At 70.0% G+C, this 20,155-nt stretch carries 22 protein-coding genes; 11 read left to right on the top strand and 11 right to left on the bottom strand.

The window, feature by feature from the left end; translation table 11 throughout:
• Positions 1–28: 28 nt before the first annotated feature.
• The 3 genes from Adu01nite_RS01760 to Adu01nite_RS01770 are packed head-to-tail and all read right to left on the bottom strand — an operon-like array spanning position 29 to position 2,065.
• On the bottom strand, positions 29–250 hold the full coding sequence (locus tag Adu01nite_RS01760) for a helix-turn-helix transcriptional regulator (RefSeq protein WP_203724446.1): 222 nt from the start codon (positions 248–250) through the stop codon (positions 29–31).
• Between the two features lie 49 nt (positions 251–299).
• Positions 300–1,139, bottom strand: coding sequence for an ABC transporter permease (locus Adu01nite_RS01765; RefSeq protein WP_203724447.1), 840 nt, complete (start codon positions 1,137–1,139; stop codon positions 300–302).
• Entirely contained in the window at positions 1,139–2,065 is a 927-nt protein-coding gene (locus tag Adu01nite_RS01770; protein WP_203724448.1) for an ABC transporter ATP-binding protein, read from the bottom strand. The genes Adu01nite_RS01765 and Adu01nite_RS01770 overlap by 1 nt, the downstream gene beginning before the upstream one ends.
• 56 nt (positions 2,066–2,121) lie before the next feature.
• Here Adu01nite_RS01770 and Adu01nite_RS01775 point away from each other — a divergent pair, with 56 nt between their 5' ends.
• Both Adu01nite_RS01775 and Adu01nite_RS01780 read left to right on the top strand, forming a co-directional pair.
• Positions 2,122–2,883, top strand: a complete 762-nt coding sequence (locus Adu01nite_RS01775) for an alpha/beta fold hydrolase (protein ID WP_203724423.1) — start codon at positions 2,122–2,124, stop codon at positions 2,881–2,883.
• A gap of 41 nt (positions 2,884–2,924) precedes the next feature.
• The gene (locus Adu01nite_RS01780) at positions 2,925–3,866 is read left to right on the top strand and encodes a 3-methyladenine DNA glycosylase (protein ID WP_203724424.1); all 942 of its coding nucleotides are present in this window, start codon (positions 2,925–2,927) and stop codon (positions 3,864–3,866) included.
• Here Adu01nite_RS01780 and arfB read toward each other — a convergent pair.
• The gene (arfB, locus tag Adu01nite_RS01785; RefSeq protein ID WP_239132054.1) at positions 3,863–4,303 is read right to left on the bottom strand and encodes an alternative ribosome rescue aminoacyl-tRNA hydrolase ArfB; all 441 of its coding nucleotides are present in this window, start codon (positions 4,301–4,303) and stop codon (positions 3,863–3,865) included. The genes Adu01nite_RS01780 and arfB overlap by 4 nt on opposite strands.
• A gap of 79 nt (positions 4,304–4,382) precedes the next feature.
• Here arfB and Adu01nite_RS01790 point away from each other — a divergent pair, with 79 nt between their 5' ends.
• Together Adu01nite_RS01790 and Adu01nite_RS01795 are read left to right on the top strand one after the other, a co-directional pair.
• Entirely contained in the window at positions 4,383–5,696 is a 1,314-nt protein-coding gene (locus Adu01nite_RS01790; protein ID WP_203724426.1) for a M16 family metallopeptidase, read from the top strand.
• Entirely contained in the window at positions 5,693–7,036 is a 1,344-nt protein-coding gene (locus Adu01nite_RS01795; RefSeq protein ID WP_203724427.1) for a M16 family metallopeptidase, read from the top strand. The genes Adu01nite_RS01790 and Adu01nite_RS01795 overlap by 4 nt, the downstream gene beginning before the upstream one ends.
• Before the next feature lie 17 nt (positions 7,037–7,053).
• Here the strand turns inward: Adu01nite_RS01795 and Adu01nite_RS01800 are convergent, their stop codons facing one another.
• A complete protein-coding gene (locus Adu01nite_RS01800) occupies positions 7,054–8,028 on the bottom strand; it encodes a P1 family peptidase (protein WP_239132055.1) in 975 nt (324 codons plus the stop codon).
• Positions 8,029–8,079: 51 nt separating this feature from the next.
• On the opposite strand from Adu01nite_RS01800, the gene Adu01nite_RS01805 reads away from it, so the two are divergent.
• Entirely contained in the window at positions 8,080–9,072 is a 993-nt protein-coding gene (locus Adu01nite_RS01805; RefSeq protein WP_438871060.1) for an endonuclease/exonuclease/phosphatase family protein, read from the top strand.
• 16 nt (positions 9,073–9,088) lie between these two features.
• On the opposite strand, the gene Adu01nite_RS01810 is transcribed toward Adu01nite_RS01805, so the two are convergent.
• Both Adu01nite_RS01810 and Adu01nite_RS47505 read right to left on the bottom strand, forming a co-directional pair.
• A complete protein-coding gene (locus Adu01nite_RS01810; RefSeq protein WP_239132056.1) occupies positions 9,089–9,586 on the bottom strand; it encodes a helix-turn-helix domain-containing protein in 498 nt (165 codons plus the stop codon).
• Positions 9,587–9,631: 45 nt separating this feature from the next.
• Positions 9,632–9,928, bottom strand: coding sequence for a zinc-binding dehydrogenase (locus Adu01nite_RS47505; protein ID WP_239132057.1), 297 nt, complete (start codon positions 9,926–9,928; stop codon positions 9,632–9,634).
• Here Adu01nite_RS47505 and Adu01nite_RS01815 point away from each other — a divergent pair.
• The 3 genes from Adu01nite_RS01815 to Adu01nite_RS01825 all read left to right on the top strand — a co-directional run bounded on the left by Adu01nite_RS01815 (position 9,815) and on the right by Adu01nite_RS01825 (position 11,803).
• A complete protein-coding gene (locus Adu01nite_RS01815) occupies positions 9,815–10,198 on the top strand; it encodes an MmyB family transcriptional regulator (protein ID WP_239132058.1) in 384 nt (127 codons plus the stop codon). The two genes, Adu01nite_RS47505 and Adu01nite_RS01815, sit on opposite strands and share 114 nt — an antisense overlap.
• A gap of 73 nt (positions 10,199–10,271) precedes the next feature.
• Positions 10,272–11,276 (top strand): endonuclease/exonuclease/phosphatase family protein, encoded by a 1,005-nt coding sequence (locus tag Adu01nite_RS01820; protein ID WP_203724432.1) that lies wholly within the window; start codon positions 10,272–10,274, stop codon positions 11,274–11,276.
• A gap of 8 nt (positions 11,277–11,284) precedes the next feature.
• Complete coding sequence (locus tag Adu01nite_RS01825) at positions 11,285–11,803, top strand: GNAT family N-acetyltransferase (protein WP_203724433.1); 519 nt, start codon at positions 11,285–11,287, stop codon at positions 11,801–11,803.
• Here the strand turns inward: Adu01nite_RS01825 and Adu01nite_RS01830 are convergent.
• A complete protein-coding gene (locus Adu01nite_RS01830; protein WP_239132059.1) occupies positions 11,782–12,081 on the bottom strand; it encodes an Rdx family protein in 300 nt (99 codons plus the stop codon). The genes Adu01nite_RS01825 and Adu01nite_RS01830 overlap by 22 nt on opposite strands.
• A gap of 177 nt (positions 12,082–12,258) precedes the next feature.
• Between Adu01nite_RS01830 and thrS the strand changes: the two genes are divergently transcribed.
• On the top strand, positions 12,259–13,464 hold the full coding sequence (thrS, locus tag Adu01nite_RS01835) for a threonine--tRNA ligase (protein ID WP_239132060.1): 1,206 nt from the start codon (positions 12,259–12,261) through the stop codon (positions 13,462–13,464).
• Here the strand turns inward: thrS and cimA are convergent.
• Positions 13,461–15,047, bottom strand: a complete 1,587-nt coding sequence (gene cimA / locus Adu01nite_RS01840; protein WP_203724436.1) for a citramalate synthase — start codon at positions 15,045–15,047, stop codon at positions 13,461–13,463. The two genes, thrS and cimA, sit on opposite strands and share 4 nt — an antisense overlap.
• Positions 15,048–15,250: 203 nt before the next feature.
• On the opposite strand from cimA, the gene Adu01nite_RS01845 reads away from it, so the two are divergent.
• Positions 15,251–15,988: a tyrosine-protein phosphatase gene (locus Adu01nite_RS01845; RefSeq protein ID WP_438871062.1), complete on the top strand. Its 738-nt coding sequence runs from the start codon at positions 15,251–15,253 to the stop codon at positions 15,986–15,988.
• 1,146 nt (positions 15,989–17,134) lie between these two features.
• Here the strand turns inward: Adu01nite_RS01845 and Adu01nite_RS01850 are convergent.
• A complete protein-coding gene (locus tag Adu01nite_RS01850; RefSeq protein ID WP_203724438.1) occupies positions 17,135–18,232 on the bottom strand; it encodes a branched-chain amino acid aminotransferase in 1,098 nt (365 codons plus the stop codon).
• Between the two features lie 112 nt (positions 18,233–18,344).
• On the bottom strand, positions 18,345–19,370 hold the full coding sequence (locus Adu01nite_RS01855) for a 3-isopropylmalate dehydrogenase (protein WP_203724449.1): 1,026 nt from the start codon (positions 19,368–19,370) through the stop codon (positions 18,345–18,347).
• Positions 19,371–19,739: 369 nt separating this feature from the next.
• Here Adu01nite_RS01855 and Adu01nite_RS01860 point away from each other — a divergent pair, with 369 nt between their 5' ends.
• Positions 19,740–20,081 carry a hypothetical protein gene (locus tag Adu01nite_RS01860; RefSeq protein WP_379138387.1) on the top strand — a complete coding sequence of 114 codons (342 nt, stop codon included), beginning with the start codon at positions 19,740–19,742 and terminating at the stop codon, positions 20,079–20,081.
• Positions 20,082–20,155: the final 74 nt, after the last annotated feature.

The following is a 20,155-nucleotide window of genomic DNA, read 5'->3' on the forward strand; positions in this document are numbered from 1 at the left end:
CTATCTCTCGAGGCTCTCCCCGGGAAATCTACGCCGGTCGGGCGGCGCCACTGGACTCCGCGCCCAGCCGGGGGAACGGGTCGAGGGAGAACACCACCTCGGTCGGCACCTCGAAGTACGCACAGATCCGCAGGGCCAGGTGCAGGCTCGGGCTGAACTCGCCGCGCTCCAGGTAGCCCACCGTCTGATAGTGGACGCCCAGGGCGTCGGCGAGCTCCCGCCGCGAGATCCCACGCTCGGCCCGCAACATCGCGATCCGGTTGTAGGTGATTTCACTGTTACCCAATTGCCCGGCCCCCTCAGCGACCCACGGTGGCCATCGCGCGCTCACGCCGGGCCGCGACCGCGGAACCCGACTCGCGGCGCGCCATCTGTCGCAGGAACCACGGCGCCAGCGACAGACCCAGCACGGCCCAGACCGCGAGCACGCCGAACGTCTCGAGATGCCGCCAGGAATGGGTCAGCTCGACGACCGCCAGCGAGTCGGGCAGGAACACCGAGCGCATGCCCAACCCTAGCCAGTAGATCGGGAAGACCTGCCCGACGGCCTGCAACCAGCCCGGCATGCCGGTGATCGGGTAGAAGATGCCGGAGATCGCGACCAGCCCGAAGACCGGCAGCATCACCAGGCCCAGGTTGCGCGGGTTCTCGAAGGTCGAGCCGATCACCGCGCCGATCGGCATGGTGGCCACGAACGCGAGCGGCACCAGCCAGAGCAGGTTGAGCCAGCCGCTCAGGCTCACGTGCAGGCCGTCGACCAGGAACAGGCCCGGCACCAGCTGGAGGGCAAGGCTGATCGCGGTCATCCCGCCGACCACCACCGCCTTGCCGACCAGGTAACCGCCCATCCCGTTCGGCGCCGCCTTGGCCCGCAGCAGCGTGCCGTCCTCCCGCTCGACCACCAGCAGCTGGGCCACCGTCACCAGGCCGCCGAAGGCCAGGCCCATGCCGAACACGCCGGGCAGCGTGCTCGCACCGAGCGAGAAACTCGTGCCCGGCACGTGTGCGTCGCGCATGAAGAAGACCGTGCCGATCAGGATGGCGGCCGGGAACAGGTAGGTCCACAGGTCGGCGAACGTGGTCAGGGTCTGCCGCAGCTCGATGCCGCCCCGGGCGAACCCGGTGCGCAGGACCGTCATCATCGCGCGCCTCCCTCGGCGTCGAACACCAGCTTCATGTAGGTGTCCTCGAGATTGTCGCGGCGCACCTCGAGGTCGCCGATGTCCTCGCCGTACTGCAAGAACAGCTGCCGGACGAAGGCCGTCGCGTCCGCCGCCGAGTGGATGAACCGCTGGCCGTCCCTGGTCCAGCGGATCTCGGTCTGGCCGGCCACCTGCCGGGACAGCTCGTCGGCCGAACCGTCCGCGATGATCCGGCCGCCGGCGAGGATCACGATCCGGTCGGCCAGCTTCTCGGCCTCGTCGAGGTCGTGGGTGGTCAGCAGGATGGTGGTGTCGTCCACATCGGTCAGCCGGTGCACCAGGTCGTGGAACTCGCGGCGGGCGGCCGGGTCGAAACCGGTCGTCGGCTCGTCGAGAAAGAGCAGCTCGGGGCGGCCGACGATGCCGATCGCCACGTCGAGCCGGCGGCGCTGGCCACCGGAGAGCCGCATCACCCGCTGGCCGGCGTGCGCGGTGAGGCCGACCGCGTCGAGCAGGTCGTCGACCGGCCACGGGCGGCTGATCTCCGGCGTGGAGTAGGCCGCGTAATACGTCCCCAGGTGTTTCAACAGCTCCCGTACCCGCCACTTGCCGTGGTCGCGCCAGGACTGCAACACCACGCCGACCCGGGCGCGCCAGTGCTCGCCGGCCGACGCCGGGTCGGCGCCGAGGACCCGCACCTCGCCGGCCGACCGCATCCGGAAACCCTCGAGGATCTCGATGGTCGTGGTCTTCCCCGCGCCGTTCGGCCCGAGCAGGGCCAGCACCTCGCCGCGGCGAGCGGTGAAGCTCACCCCGGCCAGCACATCCGTCGTGCCGTAACGCATCCGCAGGTCACGGACGTCGATGACCCGCTCGCCGGCCGGCACCTCGGTGCCGGTGTCGAGCTCCCCCGTCAAAGTCATTCCTCCCATGTCCAGCACACTATCAAGAATGTAGTAGGTGTACTACATTCCAGAACATGTCTTCTGTCGATGTGACGACGGTAGGTCAAGGCCCCGGTCTGATCGTCGTGCCCGGCACCACCCGCCGGGCCCGGCACTACGCCGCCCTGGCCGACGCGCTGTCCGATTCGTACACGGTGCACGTCGTCGAGCGCCGCGGCCGGGGGCGCAGCCCGGCCCAGAGTCCCGACTACGGCCTCGATCAAGAAGTGACCGACGCGCTCGACGTGCTCACCGAGACCGGGTCGCGGCAGATCTTCGGGCACAGCTACGGCGGGCTGGTCGCGCTGCACGTCGCGCTGCGGACCGACCTCGACCGGGTGATCGCCTACGAGCCGGCGGTCAGCATCGACGGCTCGCTGCCGACGGCCTGGCTGCCCCGCTACGAGCAACTGCTCGCCGAGGGCCGGGACGCGCGGGCGATGGTCTACTACCTGCACGCGCTCGGCTTCATGCCGAGCGGGCCGGTGGTCACCGCAGCGGTCTGGGCGATGCAGCGGTTCACCGCCGAGGGCCGGGCGATCCGGGAGGTGCTGCCCACGGTCGTGCGCGAGCTGATCGTGGCGCGCGAGATGGAATCGGACGGCGGGCGCTACGCCACGATCACCTCGCCGGTTCTCCTGCTCGGTGGGGGGCGCTCCCCGGCGTACATCAAGGAGGGAATGCCTTTGATCTTGGCGACAATCCCGAACGCCAAGTTGATCGTGACGCCCGAATTCGACCATAACGCCCCGGACTTGGGTGACCCGGCGGCCGTGGCGGAGCTCATTCGCGCCTAACGGTGATCGTGTTGATCGCCTCGGCTGGATACGCTGATGCGATGGGGATCAAGCAGGTGAGGGCACTCACCACGACGCTGCCCTCGGTCACCTGGATTCCCCTTGCCCGGGCCCACGCCGAGCGCGCCGACGAGATGACCGCGGGCCACCGTGCCCGGCGGGCCACCGGCGAGAAACACGCGATCGAGGACTTCCTCTACGACTACTACGGCACCCGGCCCGCGCAGATGCGGCGCTGGCATCCCGGCGTCGGTGCCGGCCTCGCCCCGGCCCCCGACGGCCTGGCCGAGCAGGCCACTTGGAAGTTCTACATGAAATTTCCGGACGGCGTGGTCACCCTCGACCAGGACGCGTTCATGCAGGCCCGCGGCGAGAGCGTGCGCTACATCCACGGTCTCCTCACCGCGACCGCGTCCCGCCCGGTCTTCTCCGGCTGCTTCGGCCTGCACGAGTGGGCGATGGTCTACCGCGACCGCGACCACCGGCATCAACTGCCGCTGCGGCTCGGCCAGGCGGAGACCGACAAGGTCGTCGAGCAACACCCGATTCGGTGTACGCATTTCGATGCGTTCCGCTTCTTCACCCCGGAGGCCGTCGGGCTCAACCGCCTGCAGCCCACCCGGGCCACCCAGGTCGACCTCGACCAGCCGGGTTGCCTGCACGCCGCGATGGATGTGCACAAGTGGGCGCAGAAGCTGGGCCCCGCCGTGCCGGGTGCCCTCGCGCTCGACTGCTTCGCCCTGGCCGGCGACATCCGGCTGCTCGACATGCAGGCCAGCCCGTACGATCTGACCTCCTACGGCCACGATCCGGTGAAAATCGAAACCCCGGAGGGCAAAGCCGAGTACGTGGCCAGGCAGCGCGAGTTCGCCCGCCGGGCCGCCGCGCTACGTGCCCGGCTGATCCGAGTGTGCGAAGAGCTGATGGGCCCGGAGGGCGCCGCCCGCAACCGCGAGGCCGTCGCGCCCTTCAACCGGCGCTAATCGTTCGGGTAGGACCGGCGGTTCTTCTTCGTCTCGCCGCGGCGCTTCTTCTCGGCGATCCGGCGCTCGACCGAGCCCTTCGACGGGCGGGTGGCGCGCCGGGCCCGCGGCGGCGCGGCGACCGCGGCGGCGACCAGGCCGGCCAGCCGGGCGGCCGCGGCCTCACGATTGCGCAGCTGGGAGCGGTGCTCGGAGGCGACCACGGTCAGCACGCCCTGCACCAGCCGCGCCTCGAGCCGGGCCAGCGCCCGCTCGCGCAGCGCGGTCGGCAGCAGCGGCGAGCCGGCCACGTCCCAGGACAGCTCGACCCGCGAGTCGGTGGTATTGACGCCCTGGCCGCCCGGGCCGCTCGCGCGCGAGAAGCGCCAGGAGAGCTCGGCCGCCGGAATCGTCAGACGGTCGTTGACCCGGACATCCTCAAGCACGCCTGCCAGCATGGCACCCCGCTCGGCGCGACCGCCACGCAGTTATCGATCAAGGGCAGGCAGGCGTTGACCCACGAGGCAGTATGGGGAGGTGACGTCCCCAAGTGCGCCGGTTGTCACCACCGGCTATCCGTGGCCTATTGAAACCACGCGACTGGACAACGGCCTTCGGGTTGTGGTCAGTGAGGACCGGAGCTCGCCGGTCGTCTGCGTCAACCTTTGGTATGACGTGGGCTCGCGGCACGAACCGGCCGGGCAGACCGGCTTCGCGCACCTCTTCGAGCATCTGATGTTCGAGGGCTCGGTGCACGTCAAGAAGACCGAGCACATGCGCCTGGTGCAGGGCAACGGCGGCTCGCTCAACGCGACCACCAACCCGGACCGCACCAACTACTTCGAGACCATGCCGTCCGAGCACCTCGAGCTGGCCCTGTGGCTGGAGGCCGACCGGATGGGCGGGCTGGTGCCCGCGCTCACCCAGGAAACCCTGGACAACCAGCGCGAGGTGGTGAAGAACGAGCGCCGCCAGCGGTACGAGAACGTCCCCTACGGCGACGCCTGGCTGCGGCTGCTGGAGCTGCTCTACCCGCCCGGCCACCCCTACCATCACCCCACGATCGGGTCGATGGAAGACCTGAACGCGGCCGGCCTGGACACCTTCAAGGCCTTCCACCAGCAGTATTACGTGCCCAACAACTGCGTGCTGACGGTGGCCGGGGACGCGTCGCCGGCCGAGGTGTTCGCGCTCGCCGAGAAGTATTTCGGGCAGCTCGCCCCGGTGGCGGGCATCCCGGCGGCACCCTCCGCGCACCTGACCGGTCCGGCGACCACCCCGGCGCGGGAAACGGTGAGTGCGGCGGTACCGGCTCCGCGGATCTACCTTTCGCACCGTACGCATCCGTTCGGCACCGCCGGCTACGACGCGATCACCGTGCTCGCCACGGTCCTCGGCAACGGCCGGGGCAGCCGGCTCTATCAGCGGCTCGCCGACGGCAAGCGGATCGCCCAGCCCGACTACATCGGCTCGTACGGGGTCGACCTCGCGCACGCCCCCGCCCCGCTGATCATCACGGCGACGGCGAAGGACGGCGTCGACGTGGCCGAGCTGGAGGACGGCCTGTCCGAGGTCATCGCCGGCCTGGTCACCGAGCCGGTCACCGACGAGGAGCTGTCCCGGGCCAAGGCGCTGCTGACCACCGCGTGGTGGCGGTCGCTGTCCACGGTGGGCGGCCGGGCCGACACCCTCGGGCGGTATGCGACGCAGTTCGGCGACCCGGCCACGGTCGCCTACCGGCTGCCGCAGTGGCTCGCGGTCACCGCCGACGACGTGACCGAGGCCGCCGCGTACGCCCTCAAGCCCGAGTCCCGGGTGACGCTGACCTACCTGCCGGAGGAGAAGGCATGACCCTCGTCGCCACCAGGCCGGGGACGGGCGAGGCCCGGCCCTACACCTTCCCGGAGATCCGCCGGGTCACCGTGGGCGGCGGCACCGTGATCGCCGCGCACCTGCCCGGTCAGCTGCTGGCCAGCGCCATGCTGTTGCTCGACGCCGGCGCCGCGCACGAGTCGGACGGCCGCGAGGGCACCGCGACGGTGCTGGCCAAGTCGCTCGAGGAGGGCACCAGGACGCGCGACTCGGCCGCCTACGCGCTCGCCCTCGAGGGCCTCGGCGCCGAGCTGTCCCCGTCGGTCGACTGGGACTCGTTCCGGGTCGGCGTCTCCGCGCCGGTCCCGCTGCTGCTCGCCACCGTGCGGCTGGCCGCCGAGGCGATCCGCACCCCGCGGCTCGACCCGGCCGACGTGCTGCGGGTCCGCGACGACGAGGTGACCGCGCTGCGGATGGACTGGGCGCAGCCCGGCCCCCGCGCCGACGCCACCCTGCGCGCCGACCTGTTCGGCACCGGCCGCTACGGCCGTCCGCTGCACGGCGACCCGACGTCGGTGGCCGCCGTCACGGTCGACGACGTGCTCGCGTTCCACCAGTCCGGGCTGCTGCGCCCGGGGGTCCTGCTCGTCGCCGGCGACCTGGACACCCTCGACCTGGCCGCCCTCGGCGAGGCCGCGTTCGCCGGCACCACCGGCTCGGCCCGCGCGCCGGAGGGCCCGCTGGCCTGGACGCCGCGCGACCAGCGCACGGTGATCCTGGTCGACCGGCCCGGCTCGGTGCAGTCGACGCTGCGCCTCGGCCACCGGTCGCCGGAGCGGGCCACCCCCGACTACGTGCCGATGACGCTCGCGGCCACGGTGCTCGGCGGCGCCTTCACGTCCCGCCTCAACCACCTGATCCGCGAGGTGAAGGGCTACACGTACGGGATCCGCGGCAGTTACGCGATGTCCCGGCGCTTCGGCCGGTTCGAGGTGGCCGCGGGCGTGCAGACCGCGGTGACCGTGCCGGCCATCGTCGACACGCTCGGCGAGATCGACCGCACCCAGCTGGACGGGGTGACCGAGGACGAGCTGTCGGTGGCCCGCTCGTGGCGGGCCGGCCAGCTGTCGGTGGAGATGCAGACGCCGGGCGCGATCGTGGGTGCGCTGAGCACCCTGGTCCTGCACGGCCTGCCGGACGACTACTACCCGTCGCTGCGCACGCAGTACCTGGAAGCGACCGTCGAGCAGGTGTCGGCGGCCGCGGCGGCCCAGCTGCACCCGAAGGGCCTGACCCTGGTGGTGGAGGGCGACGCCGCGGTGATCCGGGACGAGCTGGTGGCGGCGAAGATCGGCGACGTGGTCGACGCCTCGTTCTGATCGGCCTTCTTCCGGGGCTACCCCTCCAGGTAGCCCCGGAAGTCACCGGCCCCGGTCGCGGCCAGCATGCCGTGCACGATCGCCCGGCTGAACGTGTCGGCGGCGACGGTGAGCAGCGCGTTGAACTCCGCGATCCCCAGGGTCGGTCCGACGCCGGTGGCCAGGGCGAAGATGGTGTCACCGTCGAGCATGGAGTGGGCCGGCCGGATCGCTCGGGCCAGGCCGTCGTGGGCGACGCCGGCGAGTTTCTGGCACTGGGCCTTGGTGAGGCTCGCGTCGGTGGCGACGACGCCGATCGTGGTGTTGAGGCCCGGTTCGGTCGCCGGGCTTTCCTTCCGCGGCGAAATGTCCGGGAATTCGTCTTCTAAGCCGTAGGGCAGCCCGTAAAGGACGCCCGTCGCCGGGTCAACGCACGAACCGACCGCATTCACCGCAGCGATCGCCCCCAACGTGAGGCCGCCGGCCACCGAGCTCGCCGATCCGATCCCGCCCTTCAAACCACCGGCCTTCGCGCCCGTGCCGGCACCGACCGTGCCCATCGCCACCGGCCCGTCGCTCGCCGCGTCGTAAGCGGCGGTCCCGAACGACGCATCCGGCGTGTTTCGCCAGCCGCCGCCCCGGCCGAGATCGAACAGCACCGCCGCCGGCACGATCGGCACCACCTGGCCCGGCTCGACACCGATCGGGAACCCGATCCCCGCGTCGGCGAGCCGCCGCATCACCCCGGTCGCGGCATCCAGCCCGAACGCACTGCCGCCGCCCAGCATCACCGCGTGCACCCGCTCGACCAGATTGCGCGGGTCGAGCAGGTCGGTCTCCCGGGTGCCCGGGCCGCCGCCGCGCACGTCGACGCCGCCGACCGCACCCTCCGGCGGGGCCAGCACCACCGTCGTGCCGGTGAGCCATCCGTCGCCGATCCGCTCGTGATGACCGACCCGGATTCCAGCCACATCGGTGATGCTGTTGAACCGTCCGGGTTTGATTTCGGTCACCCGAATCACAATAACCATGATCGGAACCGCCGGGCCGATACCGTCGGCCCCGTGACGCTCACCAGCACGCCGACCGACGTCCGACCGGCCCGGCGGGCGCTCCGCACCGCGCTGCTCGCCCTGCTCGTGCTGCCCGGCCTGGCCTGGGCGGTCATCCGGGTGCTCGGCTGGGAACGCGGCCCGCTGGTGCAGTTGTTCGCCTTCACCCCGTACGCCGCGGCCTGGACCCTGATCCCGATGGTGATCGCGCTGCTCACCCGGAAATGGCTGGTCGCGGCGGCCGCCCTGCTCGCCGCCGCGCTGATGGCGGTGTGCGTGCTGCCACGCGCGCTGCCGGACACCGACCGCGGCCCGGCCACCGGCGTCCGCCTGACCGTGATGACGGCCAACGTCTACTTCGGGCGGGCCGACCCGGCCGCGCTGGTCAAACTGGTCCAGGACAACGACGTGGCCATCCTGGCCCTGCAGGAGTTCACCCCCGACACGAAGTGGGGACTCCTCGACGCCGGCCTCGACAAGCTGCTGCCGTACCACTCGCTCGCCGACATCTACGGCACCACCGGCTCCGGCCTCTACTCCCGCTTCCCGATCACCGACCCGGGTTCGATCTTCGGCAAGGGCGGAAACTTCCAGGCGTACGCGACGATCCAGCCCCCCGGCGCCAAAGCCCTGAACGTGGAGTCGGCCCACCCGATCGCCCCGTACGCCGTCTCGGTGCTCGGCGACTGGCGCACCGACCTGGCCGACGAGCCGACCCCCGACCCGAACGGCAACCCCGGCATCCTGCTCGGCGACTTCAACTCGACCCTCGACCACGCCCCGGTCCGCAAGCTGATCCGCGAGGGTTACCGAGACGCCGCCGACACGCTCGGCAAGGGCTTGATCCCGACGTGGGGCCCGTACGGCGGCGAGCACCTCCCCCCGGTAACCCTCGACCACGTCCTGGCCGACACCCGCATCGGCGTACGCGAGCTATCCGTACACAACGTCCCCGGCAGCGACCACCGAGCCGTAATAGCAGCCCTGACCGTCCCGGCCACCTAAACAGCCCGGCGGCTCGTCAGTCGGCCGCCCGGTCCCATCCGCTGCGGGTGAAGGCGTCGAGGACCCTGCGGCGCAAATCCTGTGGGAGCACGCCGGCGAACGGCGAATTCTGCCGGAGCTCGATGGATTCCGGGTCTTCCGAGGTCAGCGCCCGGAGGACGGCGCTGGGACCCTCGTCGATCCGTTCCTGCCAGCGCGCGAGCCAGATCTCGGCCATCGTGTCCCGGTGCTGGCGGCGCAGCCGCTCCAGGTTCTGTCGGGCCTTTGCCAGCACCGGGTCGGGGTCGGAGACCAGCGCACCGGCGACCGCCTGATGCAACCAGAGTGATTTCACCTGGTCGCGGGTCAGCTTCGGCTTGGGTCGCAACAACGCTTCCACGCCGCTGCGCTCGACTCGCCGATGTTTGCCGACCTTGACGAATGGCAGGTCGCCGCGCTCGCAAAGGTTGACGACCTGCTGGCGGGAAACCCCCAGCAGGTCGGCCGCCTCGCCGGTAGTCAGGAGCTCACCCACACTCAAACCGTAGGCCGTAAACGCTAAAAACACAAATGGCCTGAGCTACGGGAGCAGGATCAGTTTGCCTCGGGTGTGGCCGGTTGCGCTCCGGGTCTGGGCCTGGGCCGCCTCGGTCAAGGGGTAGGTCTCGGCGACCGTTATCCGCAGCTCGCCGATGGTTGCTCGGCGGGCCAGCTCGGCCAAGGCCTCGGGGGTCGGGGTGCCGGAGGACGAGAACGTCACGCCGTGGTCCGCGGCCGTCGGGTCGGCGATCGTGATGATCCGGTCCGTGGTGCCGCCGCGCAGGGTGATCGAATCCGGCAGAGCGCCCTGGCCGGCGGCGTCGAAGACGGCGTCCACGCCCTGCGGCGCCAGCGCCTCGACCCGGGCGATCAGGCCCTCGCCGTACGTTGTCGGCAGCGCACCCAGCTCTCGCAGGTCGCGGTCAACCGGACCACCCGGCTGCGCCTGCAGCACCCGTCCGTAGGCCTGCTCGAACTCGACTCCGAGGTCCTGCTCACCCCGGCCGACGACCAGCGGCTCGTGCTGCTCACCGCCCCGGCCGGGACGTCCACCGCGGCGAGCCTCGAACTGCTGCGGGTGGTCGGGCCGGAGTCGTTCACGGAGTGAGCCGGGTGAAGGGGTTGTGGAGACCTCGTGATGACGGCCTGGAAGTGGGTGTCACGCCGCTAGCCTCGGCCACATGAAGATCATCAGCACGGCTGCGGTGGTCCGGCCGGTCCACGTACCGAAAGAGCAACGCAAGGTGGTCAGCGTGCTGCTGTGGCTTCTGGTGGTTCCGGCCCTCGTCTGGCTCGTTCTGCGGGTGGGTGGCTGGGAGCGCGGGCTGCTCGTGCAGTTGATGGCCTTCACGCCGTACGTCGCCCTCTGGAGCCTCGTGCCCACCGTGCTGGCCGTCGGCTTCCGGCGCTGGCCCACCGCGGCGGTCGCGTTCGCCATCGTCCTGGCCTTCGCCGTGCTGGTGATGCCGCGGGCCCGGACCAGCGACCAGGGGCCGTCGCAGGGGGTCGAGCTGCACGTGATGACCAGCAACATGCGGATCGGCGGAGCCGACCCGGCGACCATCGTGCGGCTGGTCCGGGAGAACAAGGTCGACGTGCTCGCGCTGCAGGAGTTCAGCCCGAGCGGGCGGCGCGGGCTGGAGAAGAACGGGCTTCTCGAACTGCTGCCGTACTCGTCGCTCGGCGACGAACCCGGCGCGTCCGGCTCCGGGATCTACTCACGCTTTCCGCTCACCGGGGCCGGCGATCGGCGGTACGGCGGTGGCTTCCGGCAGGCGTACGGGACGATTCAGCCGCTCGGGGCCGGGCCGGTGCTGTTCGAGTCCGTGCATCCGCGGGCGCCGGTCACGCTGCCCGAGAACCGGCTCTGGCAGGCCGACCTCGCCGAGGAGCCGCAGCCGGAGGCGGACGGGCCGCCGCGCGTGCTGCTCGGCGACTTCAACGCGACGCTCGACCACCGCTCGATGCGCAAGCTGGTCGACGCCGGCTACCGGGACGCCGGCGACGCCACCGGCACCGGGCTGGTCACCACCTGGCCGTACATGGAGCACCGCGGAGTTCCGAAGGTGACCATCGACCACGTGCTCGTCGACCGGCGGATCGGCGTACGCCAAATGAGCGCGCACCGGATCCCCAACACCGACCACCGTGCCCTTATCGCGGTCATCACCGTGCCGGCGGCATGATGATCGGCGTGACCACCACCCGTCTCGTCGCCGTCGGCGACGCACCCGAGCTGGCCGCGCTGCTCGTCGCGAACCGCGACTTCCTGGCGCCGTGGGAACCGTTTCGCCCGGCGGAGTTCTTCACCCCGGACGGGCAGGCCGCCTACCTCGAAGAAGTGCTGCGGCTGACCGCGGCCGGCTCCGCGGTGCCGCACGTGATCCTCGACGAGGACGGCCGGATCTGCGGCCGGATCACCCTCAGCGGCATCGTCCGCGGGCCGTCCCTCTCCGCCGACCTCGGCTACTGGGTGGCCGAGCAGGCGAACGGGAAGGGCCGGGCGTCGGCGGCGGTCGCGCACATCTGCCGCCTCGCCTTCGGCGAGCTCGGCCTCCACCGGGTCGAGGCGGGCGTGCAACCGCACAACGCGGCGTCCCAGCGGGTCCTGCACCGCAACGGCTTCCAGCGGTACGGGCTGGCACCGCGCTACCTGCACATCGACGGCGAGTGGCGCGACCACGTGCTGTTTCAGCTGCTCTCCGACGACTGAGCGGATCGGTCGGTGTGGCCCAGATCGCGGTCGGGGGCGACCCGGTCGCGCACCTGTCGCTTCAGGTCGGCCAGCTCGGGGAAACCGCCCTGCTGCTTGCGGGACCACAGGCTCTCGCCGTCGAGGCGGATCTCGAAGACGCCGCCGATGCCGGGCACCAGCGCCACCTCGCCGAGGTCGCGCGGGAACGTGGTGAGCACCTCCTGCGCATACCAGGCGGCGCGCATCAGCCAGCGGCACTGGGTGCAGTACTCGATCTCCAAGCGGGGCGTGGTCACCGGCCCAGCGTAATTCGGATGCTCTCCCCGAACGTTGCGGCCTAGCCTGGTCGCATGATGCGCAGCTTCGAGACGACGACGCCGGTTCCACCCGGTGTCGATCATCGCTGAACTGCGACCGCTCCGGGCGAGATGCCCGGAGCCGGGGGTCTCGCCCTCTTTTTCGAGGAGACCCCTGTGTCTGTCGACCATCGTAAGCTCGGGCGTGAGCTCGACCTCTTCGACTCCGACCCGCTGATCGGTGCGGGCCTGCCGTTCTGGCTGCCCGACGGCGCCGCCGCGCGCCACCAGGTGGAGTCCTATCTGCACGAGCTGGAACGCCGCAACGGCTACCGGCACGTGCACTCCCCCGCCCTCGGCAAACGCCAGATGTACGAGATGTCGGGGCACTGGCAGAACTTCGCCGACGACATGTTCCCGCCGATCCGGCTCGGCGGTGACGAGCTGGTGCTGCGGCCCAGCCAGTGCCCGCACCACGCGCTCATCTTCAAATCCCGGCAACGCTCCTACCGTGACCTGCCGTTGCGGATCGCCGAGGTCGGGCCGATGTACCGGGCCGAACGCTCCGGGGTGCTCGGCGGGCTGGCCCGGGTGCGGTCCATCCAGCTCGACGACGCGCACAACTTCTGCGCCCTCGACCAGGTCGGCGACGAGGTCGGGTCGGTTCTCCGCCTCATGCGGGTGGCCCACGACGCGCTCGGATTCGCGCCGTCCGCGGTCCGGCTGTCGCTGCGCGGCGACTCCGGCAAGTACGCCGGGGACGACGCGATGTGGGCGCGGGCCGAGGTGTTGCTGCGGTCCGCGCTCGTCGACGCGGGCATCTCGTTCGACGAGGTGCCGGGCGAGGCCGCCTTCTACGGGCCGAAGATCGATGTGCAGATCGAGGACTCGGCCGGGCGCGACTGGACCCTCGCCACCATCCAGATCGACTTCCACCAGCCGGCCCAGTTCGACCTGTCCTACGCGGCCGCCGACGGTGGGCGGGAACGGCCGGTCATGGTGCATCAAAGCCTGATCGGCTCGATGGAACGGCTCTTCGGCCACCTCATCGAGGTGCACGGCGGGGCGTTCCCGGTCTGGTACGCGCCGGTGCAGATCGACGTGCTGCCACTCGGTGCCGGCCAGGCCGAGGCGGCCCGCGGATTCGCCGCCGCTGCCATCGAGGCCGGGTTGCGGGCCGAGGTGCACGAGGAGGGCTCGCTCGGCGCGCGCATCCGGGCTGCGGTTGTCGACCGGAAAATCCCGTACGCAGGAATCGTCGGCGAGCGGGAGGTGGCCGACAACCTGATCGCCCTGCGCCTGCGCGACGGACGTCAGTTACCGGCGATGCCGGCGGCGGAGGCGATCGCGCTGATCGCCGCCGCCGGCCGGCCGCCGCTCTAAGCCGCCGCGGTGGTGCGGGCGAGACCGTAGGTGAGGGCGTCGACGAGCGCCACCCAGCTGGCCTCGACGATGTTCTCGTGCACGCCGACCGTGGTCCAGTCGCGGTTGCCGTCGGCGCTCTCCAGCAGCACCCGGGTGACCGCGTTGGTGCCGTGGCTGCCCTCCAGGATGCGCACCTTGTAGTCGGTCAGCTCGACCGTCTTCAGCTGCGGGTAGTGCTGCGACAGCGCTACCCGCAGCGCCTCGTCGAGCGCGTTGACCGGGCCGTTGCCCTCGGCGGTGGCGATCACCCGCTCGCCGCGCACCCGGACCTTGACGGTCGCCTCGGACACCACCGCGCCGTCCTCACGGTGCTCGACCAGCACCCGGTACGACTCCAGGGTGAACGGGCGGGCGTAGCCCTCGCCCGGCAGCTCGGCCCGCACCAGCAGCTCGAAGGAAGCGTCCGCGGCCTCGAACGACCAGCCGCCCGCCTCCAGGTCCTTCACCTTCTGGGTGACCACCGAGACGGCATCCGGGTGGCCGGCCAGATCCAGGCCGAGCTCGCGACTCTTGAGCTCGATGCTGGCCCGGCCGGCCATCTCCGTCACCAGGATCCGCATGTCATTGCCTACCACCGACGGGTCGACGTGGTTGTAGAGCAGCGGATCCACCTTGATCGCGCTCGCGTGCAGCCCCGCCTTGTGAGCGAAAGCAGCGGCCCCGACGTAGGCCTGGTGGGTGTCGGGGGCGATATTGGCGATCTCGGCGAGCGCGGTGGAAACCCGCGTCGCCTTCTCGAGGCAGCCGTCCGGTAGAACGGTGATCCCGAGCTTGAGTTGCACATTGCTGACCGTGGCGAACAGGTCGGCGTTGCCGGGGCGCTCGCCGTAGCCGTTCGCGGTGCACTGGAAGTGCTTCACGCCCGCCTCGACGGCGGCGATCGTGTTGGCGACCGCGCAGGACGTGTCGTTCTGGCAGTGGATGCCGAGCTGGTCGGCGCCCACACCGGTCCGCTCGACGACCTCCTGCACCGCCTTGGTGATCATCGACGGGAGCATGCCGCCGTTCGTGTCACACATGACGACCCGCTCGGCGCCGGCCTCGAACGCGGCCTCCACGACGCTCGCGGTGTACGCCGGGTCGAAGCGGAAGCCGTCGAAGAAGTGCTCGCAGTCGACGAACACGCGACGACCGTTCGCCTTCAGGAACCGGACCGTGTCCCGGACCATCGCCAGGTTCTCGTCGCCGGTCGTCCGCAACGCCCGCTCGACGTGCCGGATGTCCGACTTCGCCACCACGCAGACCACCGGGGTCTCGGCGTCGAGCAGCGCCTTGACCTGCTTGTCCGCCTCGACGGCCACGCCGGCCTTGCGGGTCGCGCCGAACGCCACCAGCAGCGCGTGCTTCAGGTCCAGCTCGGTCTTCGCCCGTTCGAAGAACTCGGTGTCCTTGGGCATCGCGCCCGGCCACCCGCCCTCGATGAAGCCCACGCCGAACTCGTCCAGCAGCTTCGCCACCGCGAGCTTGTCGGCAACCGAATAGCTGATCCCTTCACGCTGCCCGCCATCGCGCAGTGTCGTGTCGAAGACCTGGTAGTCCATGGGGGAAGTCCCTTTCCGAGGATGGTTTGGCGGGCCCAACAAAAAGACCCCCCGCGGATGCGGGAGGTCTGCGCGTCGGCGAAGAGTCAGCCGGCGCGCTAGGTGCCAATAATCAGCACGGAGTGGGTCACGACATGAAGCATGCCACTCTCGGCCTTCGTGGGAAGCGTTGTTCCACCTTTCGAGACTAGGTTGGGGGCGTGGTGACCGAGTCGTACCCCCGGAATCTTGGTTTCTCGAAGACCTACAACTTCCGTGACGTGGGCGGTTACGCCGGGCTGGACGGGCGCACCGTGCAGTGGCGGCGACTGTTCCGCTCGGACGCGTTGCATCGGATCGGCGAAGAGGACGCAGCCGCGTTCGCCTCGTTGGGCGTACGGACAGTGATCGACCTGCGGCGGCCGTTCGAGATCGAGCGGTACGGCCGAGTGGCCGAGCGCTACGGCCTGGACTACCGCAATCTGGTCCTGCAGCACGTCGACTGGGAGGAGATCGACCACCCGGACGACGTAGTCCACGAGCGCTGGCTGGCCGATCGGTATTTGAACTTCGCGGAGGACGGCCAGGAGGCACTGCTCGCCTCGCTGCGAATCATCGCCGATCCTTCGCGGGCGCCGGTGATCGTGCACTGCATGGCGGGCAAGGACCGAACCGGCACGGTCTGCGCCTTGACTCTGTCGTTGCTTGGCGTGTCCGACGAGGACATCGCGGCCGACTACGCCTTGACCACCTCGTCGATGAAGCGGCTCACCGATTACCTGCTGGAGAACCATCCTTCGGCCGTTCTCGGCAATGAGCACATGTTCGATTCCCCGCCGGGGGCCATGCTGATGTTCCTGTCTGATTTGCGGGAAATGCACGGGTCGGTTGAGGAGTATGTCCGGGATATCGGGCTTCTCGGCAAAGAGATTTCCTCTCTGCGGGGGCACCTGCTCTCCTAGGCTTTCTTGCGCTGGGACGGCTGAGGGCCGGGGGTAACCACGCTGGGCGGTAAAGCATCTATGCCCTGCGTGGTCACCCCCGGCCCTCAACCTCGCGTGGGAACACCTGACGGCCAGGACTCCGGTCACCCGCAGCCGAGTGCACGGCCCAGCAGGCGGTCCCCTGACGGCAACCGGTCTGGCTGCCGCGCGGTGGCACAGCCAGGCATTCCACTCACCCGGGCAGACCTGCGTGGTGGGTCAAGCGAACATTCAGCGCCGCCCACGGCCATAGATGCGAACGGCGAGAGGACACCGTTGTCCAAGTCGACTGCGAACGCTTCGTCACCCATAGCCAGGTAACTGGCCCACGGCGCGAGCGCGCAAGCTTCAAAAGGGTTGCCCAAGCCCTCACCCGTACCCCCCACGGGTTTGCCCCGAACTGTGGGAAGGGAAGAGCCTTAACGAGCTTGCGTGTGGCCGCCGTAGTCCAGGTCGACTTCGAACGCTTCGGCGGAAAAGCAAAGGTCAAACCCGTGGTGGGTACGGGTGGGGGTTGGAGGGGGCTTTTTAGAGCTTGCGTGCCCCCGCCGTCGTCCAAGTCGACTTTGAACGCTTCGTCCTGTCCACCCCTCGTTTGGTCACCTGTCTACTGCGCGAAGTGCCGCTCACGCGGAAAAGCAAAGGTCAAACCCGTGGTGGGTACGGGTGGGGGGTTGGAGGGGGCTTTTAGAGCTTGCGTGCCCCCGCCGTTGTTTACGTTGACTTTGAGCGCTTCGTGGTGTCTTCCCCTGGTTTGGTTACCTGGCTATGGCGCGAGCGCGCAAGCTTTATAAGGGGTTCCACCACTACCCACCTGTACCCACCACGGGTTTGACCTTTTCTTGCTTCGGCCGTGGGCGGCGCTGAATGTTCGCTTGACCCACCACTCAGGTCCGCCCGGGTAAGTGAGTCTCCTGGCTGTGCCACAGCGCGGCAGCCCGACCGGTTGCCGTCAGGGGACCGCTCGGCCGGACCGTGCAATCAGCAGCGGGTGACCGAGTCCTGGCCGCCAGTTGTTCCCACGCGAGGTTGAGGGCCGGGGGTGACCACGCAGGGCATAGATGCTTTACCGCCCAGCGTGGTCACCCCCGGCCCTCAGCCGTCCCAGAGTGAGAGAGCCCGGGGTCAAAGGACCCGATGAACCCAGCCGAACGGATCAGCGGAGCGACCACGCTGGATGTCAACCAACTCCTTGCGGAGGGCCATCGTCACCGAGCCGGAGCCACCATCGGCCACCGTGAACTCGAAGTCCGGGGATTTGATGGTGCCGATCGGCGTGATCACGGCGGCGGTGCCGCACGCGAAGGCCTCGCGGATACGACCCGACGCCGCGCCCTCGCGCCACTCGTCGATGCTCACCGGGCGCTCCTCGACGCGGCGGCCGGCCCGCTGGGCCAGCTTGATGACCGAGTCTCGGGTGATGCCCGGGAGGATCGTGCCGGTCAAAGGCGGGGTGACCAGGCTGCCGTCGTCGAGGACGAAGACCACGTTCATGCCGCCCAGCTCGTCGACGAACTTCCGCTCGACCGCGTCGAGGTAGACGACCTGGTCGCAGCCGTTCTCGATGGCCTCGGCCTGGGCTGACAGGCCCGCCGCGTAGTTGCCGCCGCACTTCGCCGCGCCGGTGCCGCCGGGGGCCGCCCGGGTGAAGTCGGGGGTTACCCACACCGAGACCGGCTTCACGCCGCCGGAGAAGTAGGCGCCGACCGGGGACGCGATGACCAGGTAGAGGTATTCGAGGGCGGGGCGCACGCCGAGGAAGACCTCGCTGGCGTATGCGAAGGGGCGCAGGTAGAGGCTGCCCTCCTCGCTCTGCGGGATCCAATTCTCGTCTATCCGGATGATCTCGCGGAGCGACTGGAGGAACGCGGCCTGCGGCAGCTGTGGCATGGCCATTCGCTGGGCCGACTGGGCGAAGCGGGCCGCGTTGGCGTCGGGGCGGAACATCGCCACGCCGCCGTCGGCCATCTTGTACGCCTTGAGGCCCTCGAAGATCTCCTGCGCGTAGTGCAGTACCGCGGAAGCGGGGTCGATCGAGATCGGCGCGCGGGCCTCGACCCGGCCGTCATACCAGCCCTTACCGTCGGCGTAGCGCACCGTCACCATGTGGTCGGTGAAGACGCGGCCGAAGCCGGGGTTGGCCAGCAGTGCCTCGCGCTCGGACTCGGCTACGGGTGCCGGGTTCGGACGGATCTCGAAATCGAGGTTGTCACCACCGCTCATGACCAGGAGACCTGCTTTCTGAGGAAAAGAATTGGGCATGCGTTCACCCCGCAGCGCTCCTGAAAGATACCCCGAACGGCCGTTAAGACAACGGTCGCAGGGGGTACGCGCGTCAGAGCGCGGCCGCGACCCGGTCGCCGACCTCGGCGGTGCGCAGGGTGGCACCCGCGGCGCGGGAGGCGACCTCGGCGGCAACGGCCTCGGAGACCCGGCGGGCCTCGTCGTGGTGACCGAGGTGCTCGAGCAGCAGGGACGCGGAGAGGATGGCGGCGGCCGGGTCGGCGATGCCCTTGCCGGCGATGTCCGGCGCGGAGCCGTGCACCGGCTCGAAGGTCGACGGGTACTTGCGCTCCGGGTTGACGGACCCGCTGGCCGCCATGCCGATGCCGCCGGTAACGGCCGCGGCGATGTCGGTGATGATGTCACCGAAGAGGTTGTCGGTAACCACCACGTCGAACCGCTGCGGGTTGCTGACCATGAACATGCTGGCCGCGTCGACGTGCTGGTATTCCGTGGTGACCTCGGGGTATTCGGCGGCGACGGCGGCGAACGTGCGCGCCCAGAGGCTGCCGGCCTTGGTCAGGACGTTGGTCTTGTGCACCAGGGTGAGATGGCGGCGGTCGCGGCGCTGGGCGCGGGCGAACGCGTCCCGGATGACCCGCTCGACGCCGTACCGCGTGTTGAGGCTTTCCTCGGTGGCGATCTCGGCGGGGGTGTCCTTGTGCAGGACGCCGCCGGCGCCGACGTAGAGGCCTTCGGTGCCCTCGCGGACCACGACCATGTCGATCTCGCCGGGCTTCACGCCGGCCAGCGGGCTGGTGGTGCCGGGCCACAGCTTGGACGGGCGCAGGTTCACATACTGGTCGAAGTCGAAGCGGAGCTTCAGCAGCAGGCCGCGCTCGAGGACGCCCGGCGGCACGCTCGGGTCGCCGATGGCGCCGAGCAGGATGGCGTCGTGCAGGGCCAGCTCGTCCTCGACGGCCTGGGGCAGCACCTCACCGGTGCGGGTGTAGAAGCGAGCGCCGAGGTCGTAGTCGTCGAACTCGGTGCCGGGGAGCACGGCCTCGATCACCTTCCGGGCCTGCGCGGTCACCTCGGTCCCGATGCCGTCGCCGGCCACCACCGCGATCCGCGCCACGCTCACTTTTCCGCTCCTCTGGTCGCCCCTGATTGGGTCACAGGTTAGTCCGGCTGTCCCGATCTACGGTAACTCGGTCCCAAGCCCCGGGATACAGAACAGCCCCCGGACCGCGGCAAACGGTCACGGGGGCTGTTGCGACGAGTACGCGTGGATCGGTCCCGCCGGGATACACAGTCGCGCGGTGCGCGCGGCAGACTCATCACCCGAAGACGAGCCCACCGGCGGACAGCACGACAAAGACAACGCTAGCGATGCGGACTAATGACGCGCAAGACGCATCCCCCGCGTGTCGGCGGCGTAGTTCCGGCGAGTCGCCCGCGGTGATGGCACCATGCGCCGGTGAGTTTCGACCTAGTGGTGTGGGCGATGGACCAGACGGACCCACCGGACGCCGTGCGGGACGCCAATGCGCGCTGTGCGCGTGGTGAGCACCCACAGCGCCCGGCCGACCCCCGCGTCGTTGCCTTCTATGACGCCCTGACCAGCCATTATCCCGATCGGGGGCCACGCGCCTCGGTGGCCGGATCGCCGTGGGCGGTAGCTCCGCTGCACGCCGCCGCCGACCACATCGAGATGCGGCTGAACGAGGACTGCCCGGATGTGGTGCTGGAGACGATCGAGCGGCTGGCCGCCGAGCTCAATCTCGATCTGCTCGACCTGCAGGACGGCACGGTCTACCCGCCGCCGACCCGGTCACTCGCTTCGTAGGCCCGGTCACTCGCTTCGTAGGCCCGGTCACTCGCTTCGTAGGCCCGGTCACTCGCTTCGTAGGCCCGGTCACT

Source organism: Paractinoplanes durhamensis (assembly GCF_016862175.1).
GTDB classification, from domain to species: domain Bacteria; phylum Actinomycetota; class Actinomycetes; order Mycobacteriales; family Micromonosporaceae; genus Actinoplanes; species Actinoplanes durhamensis.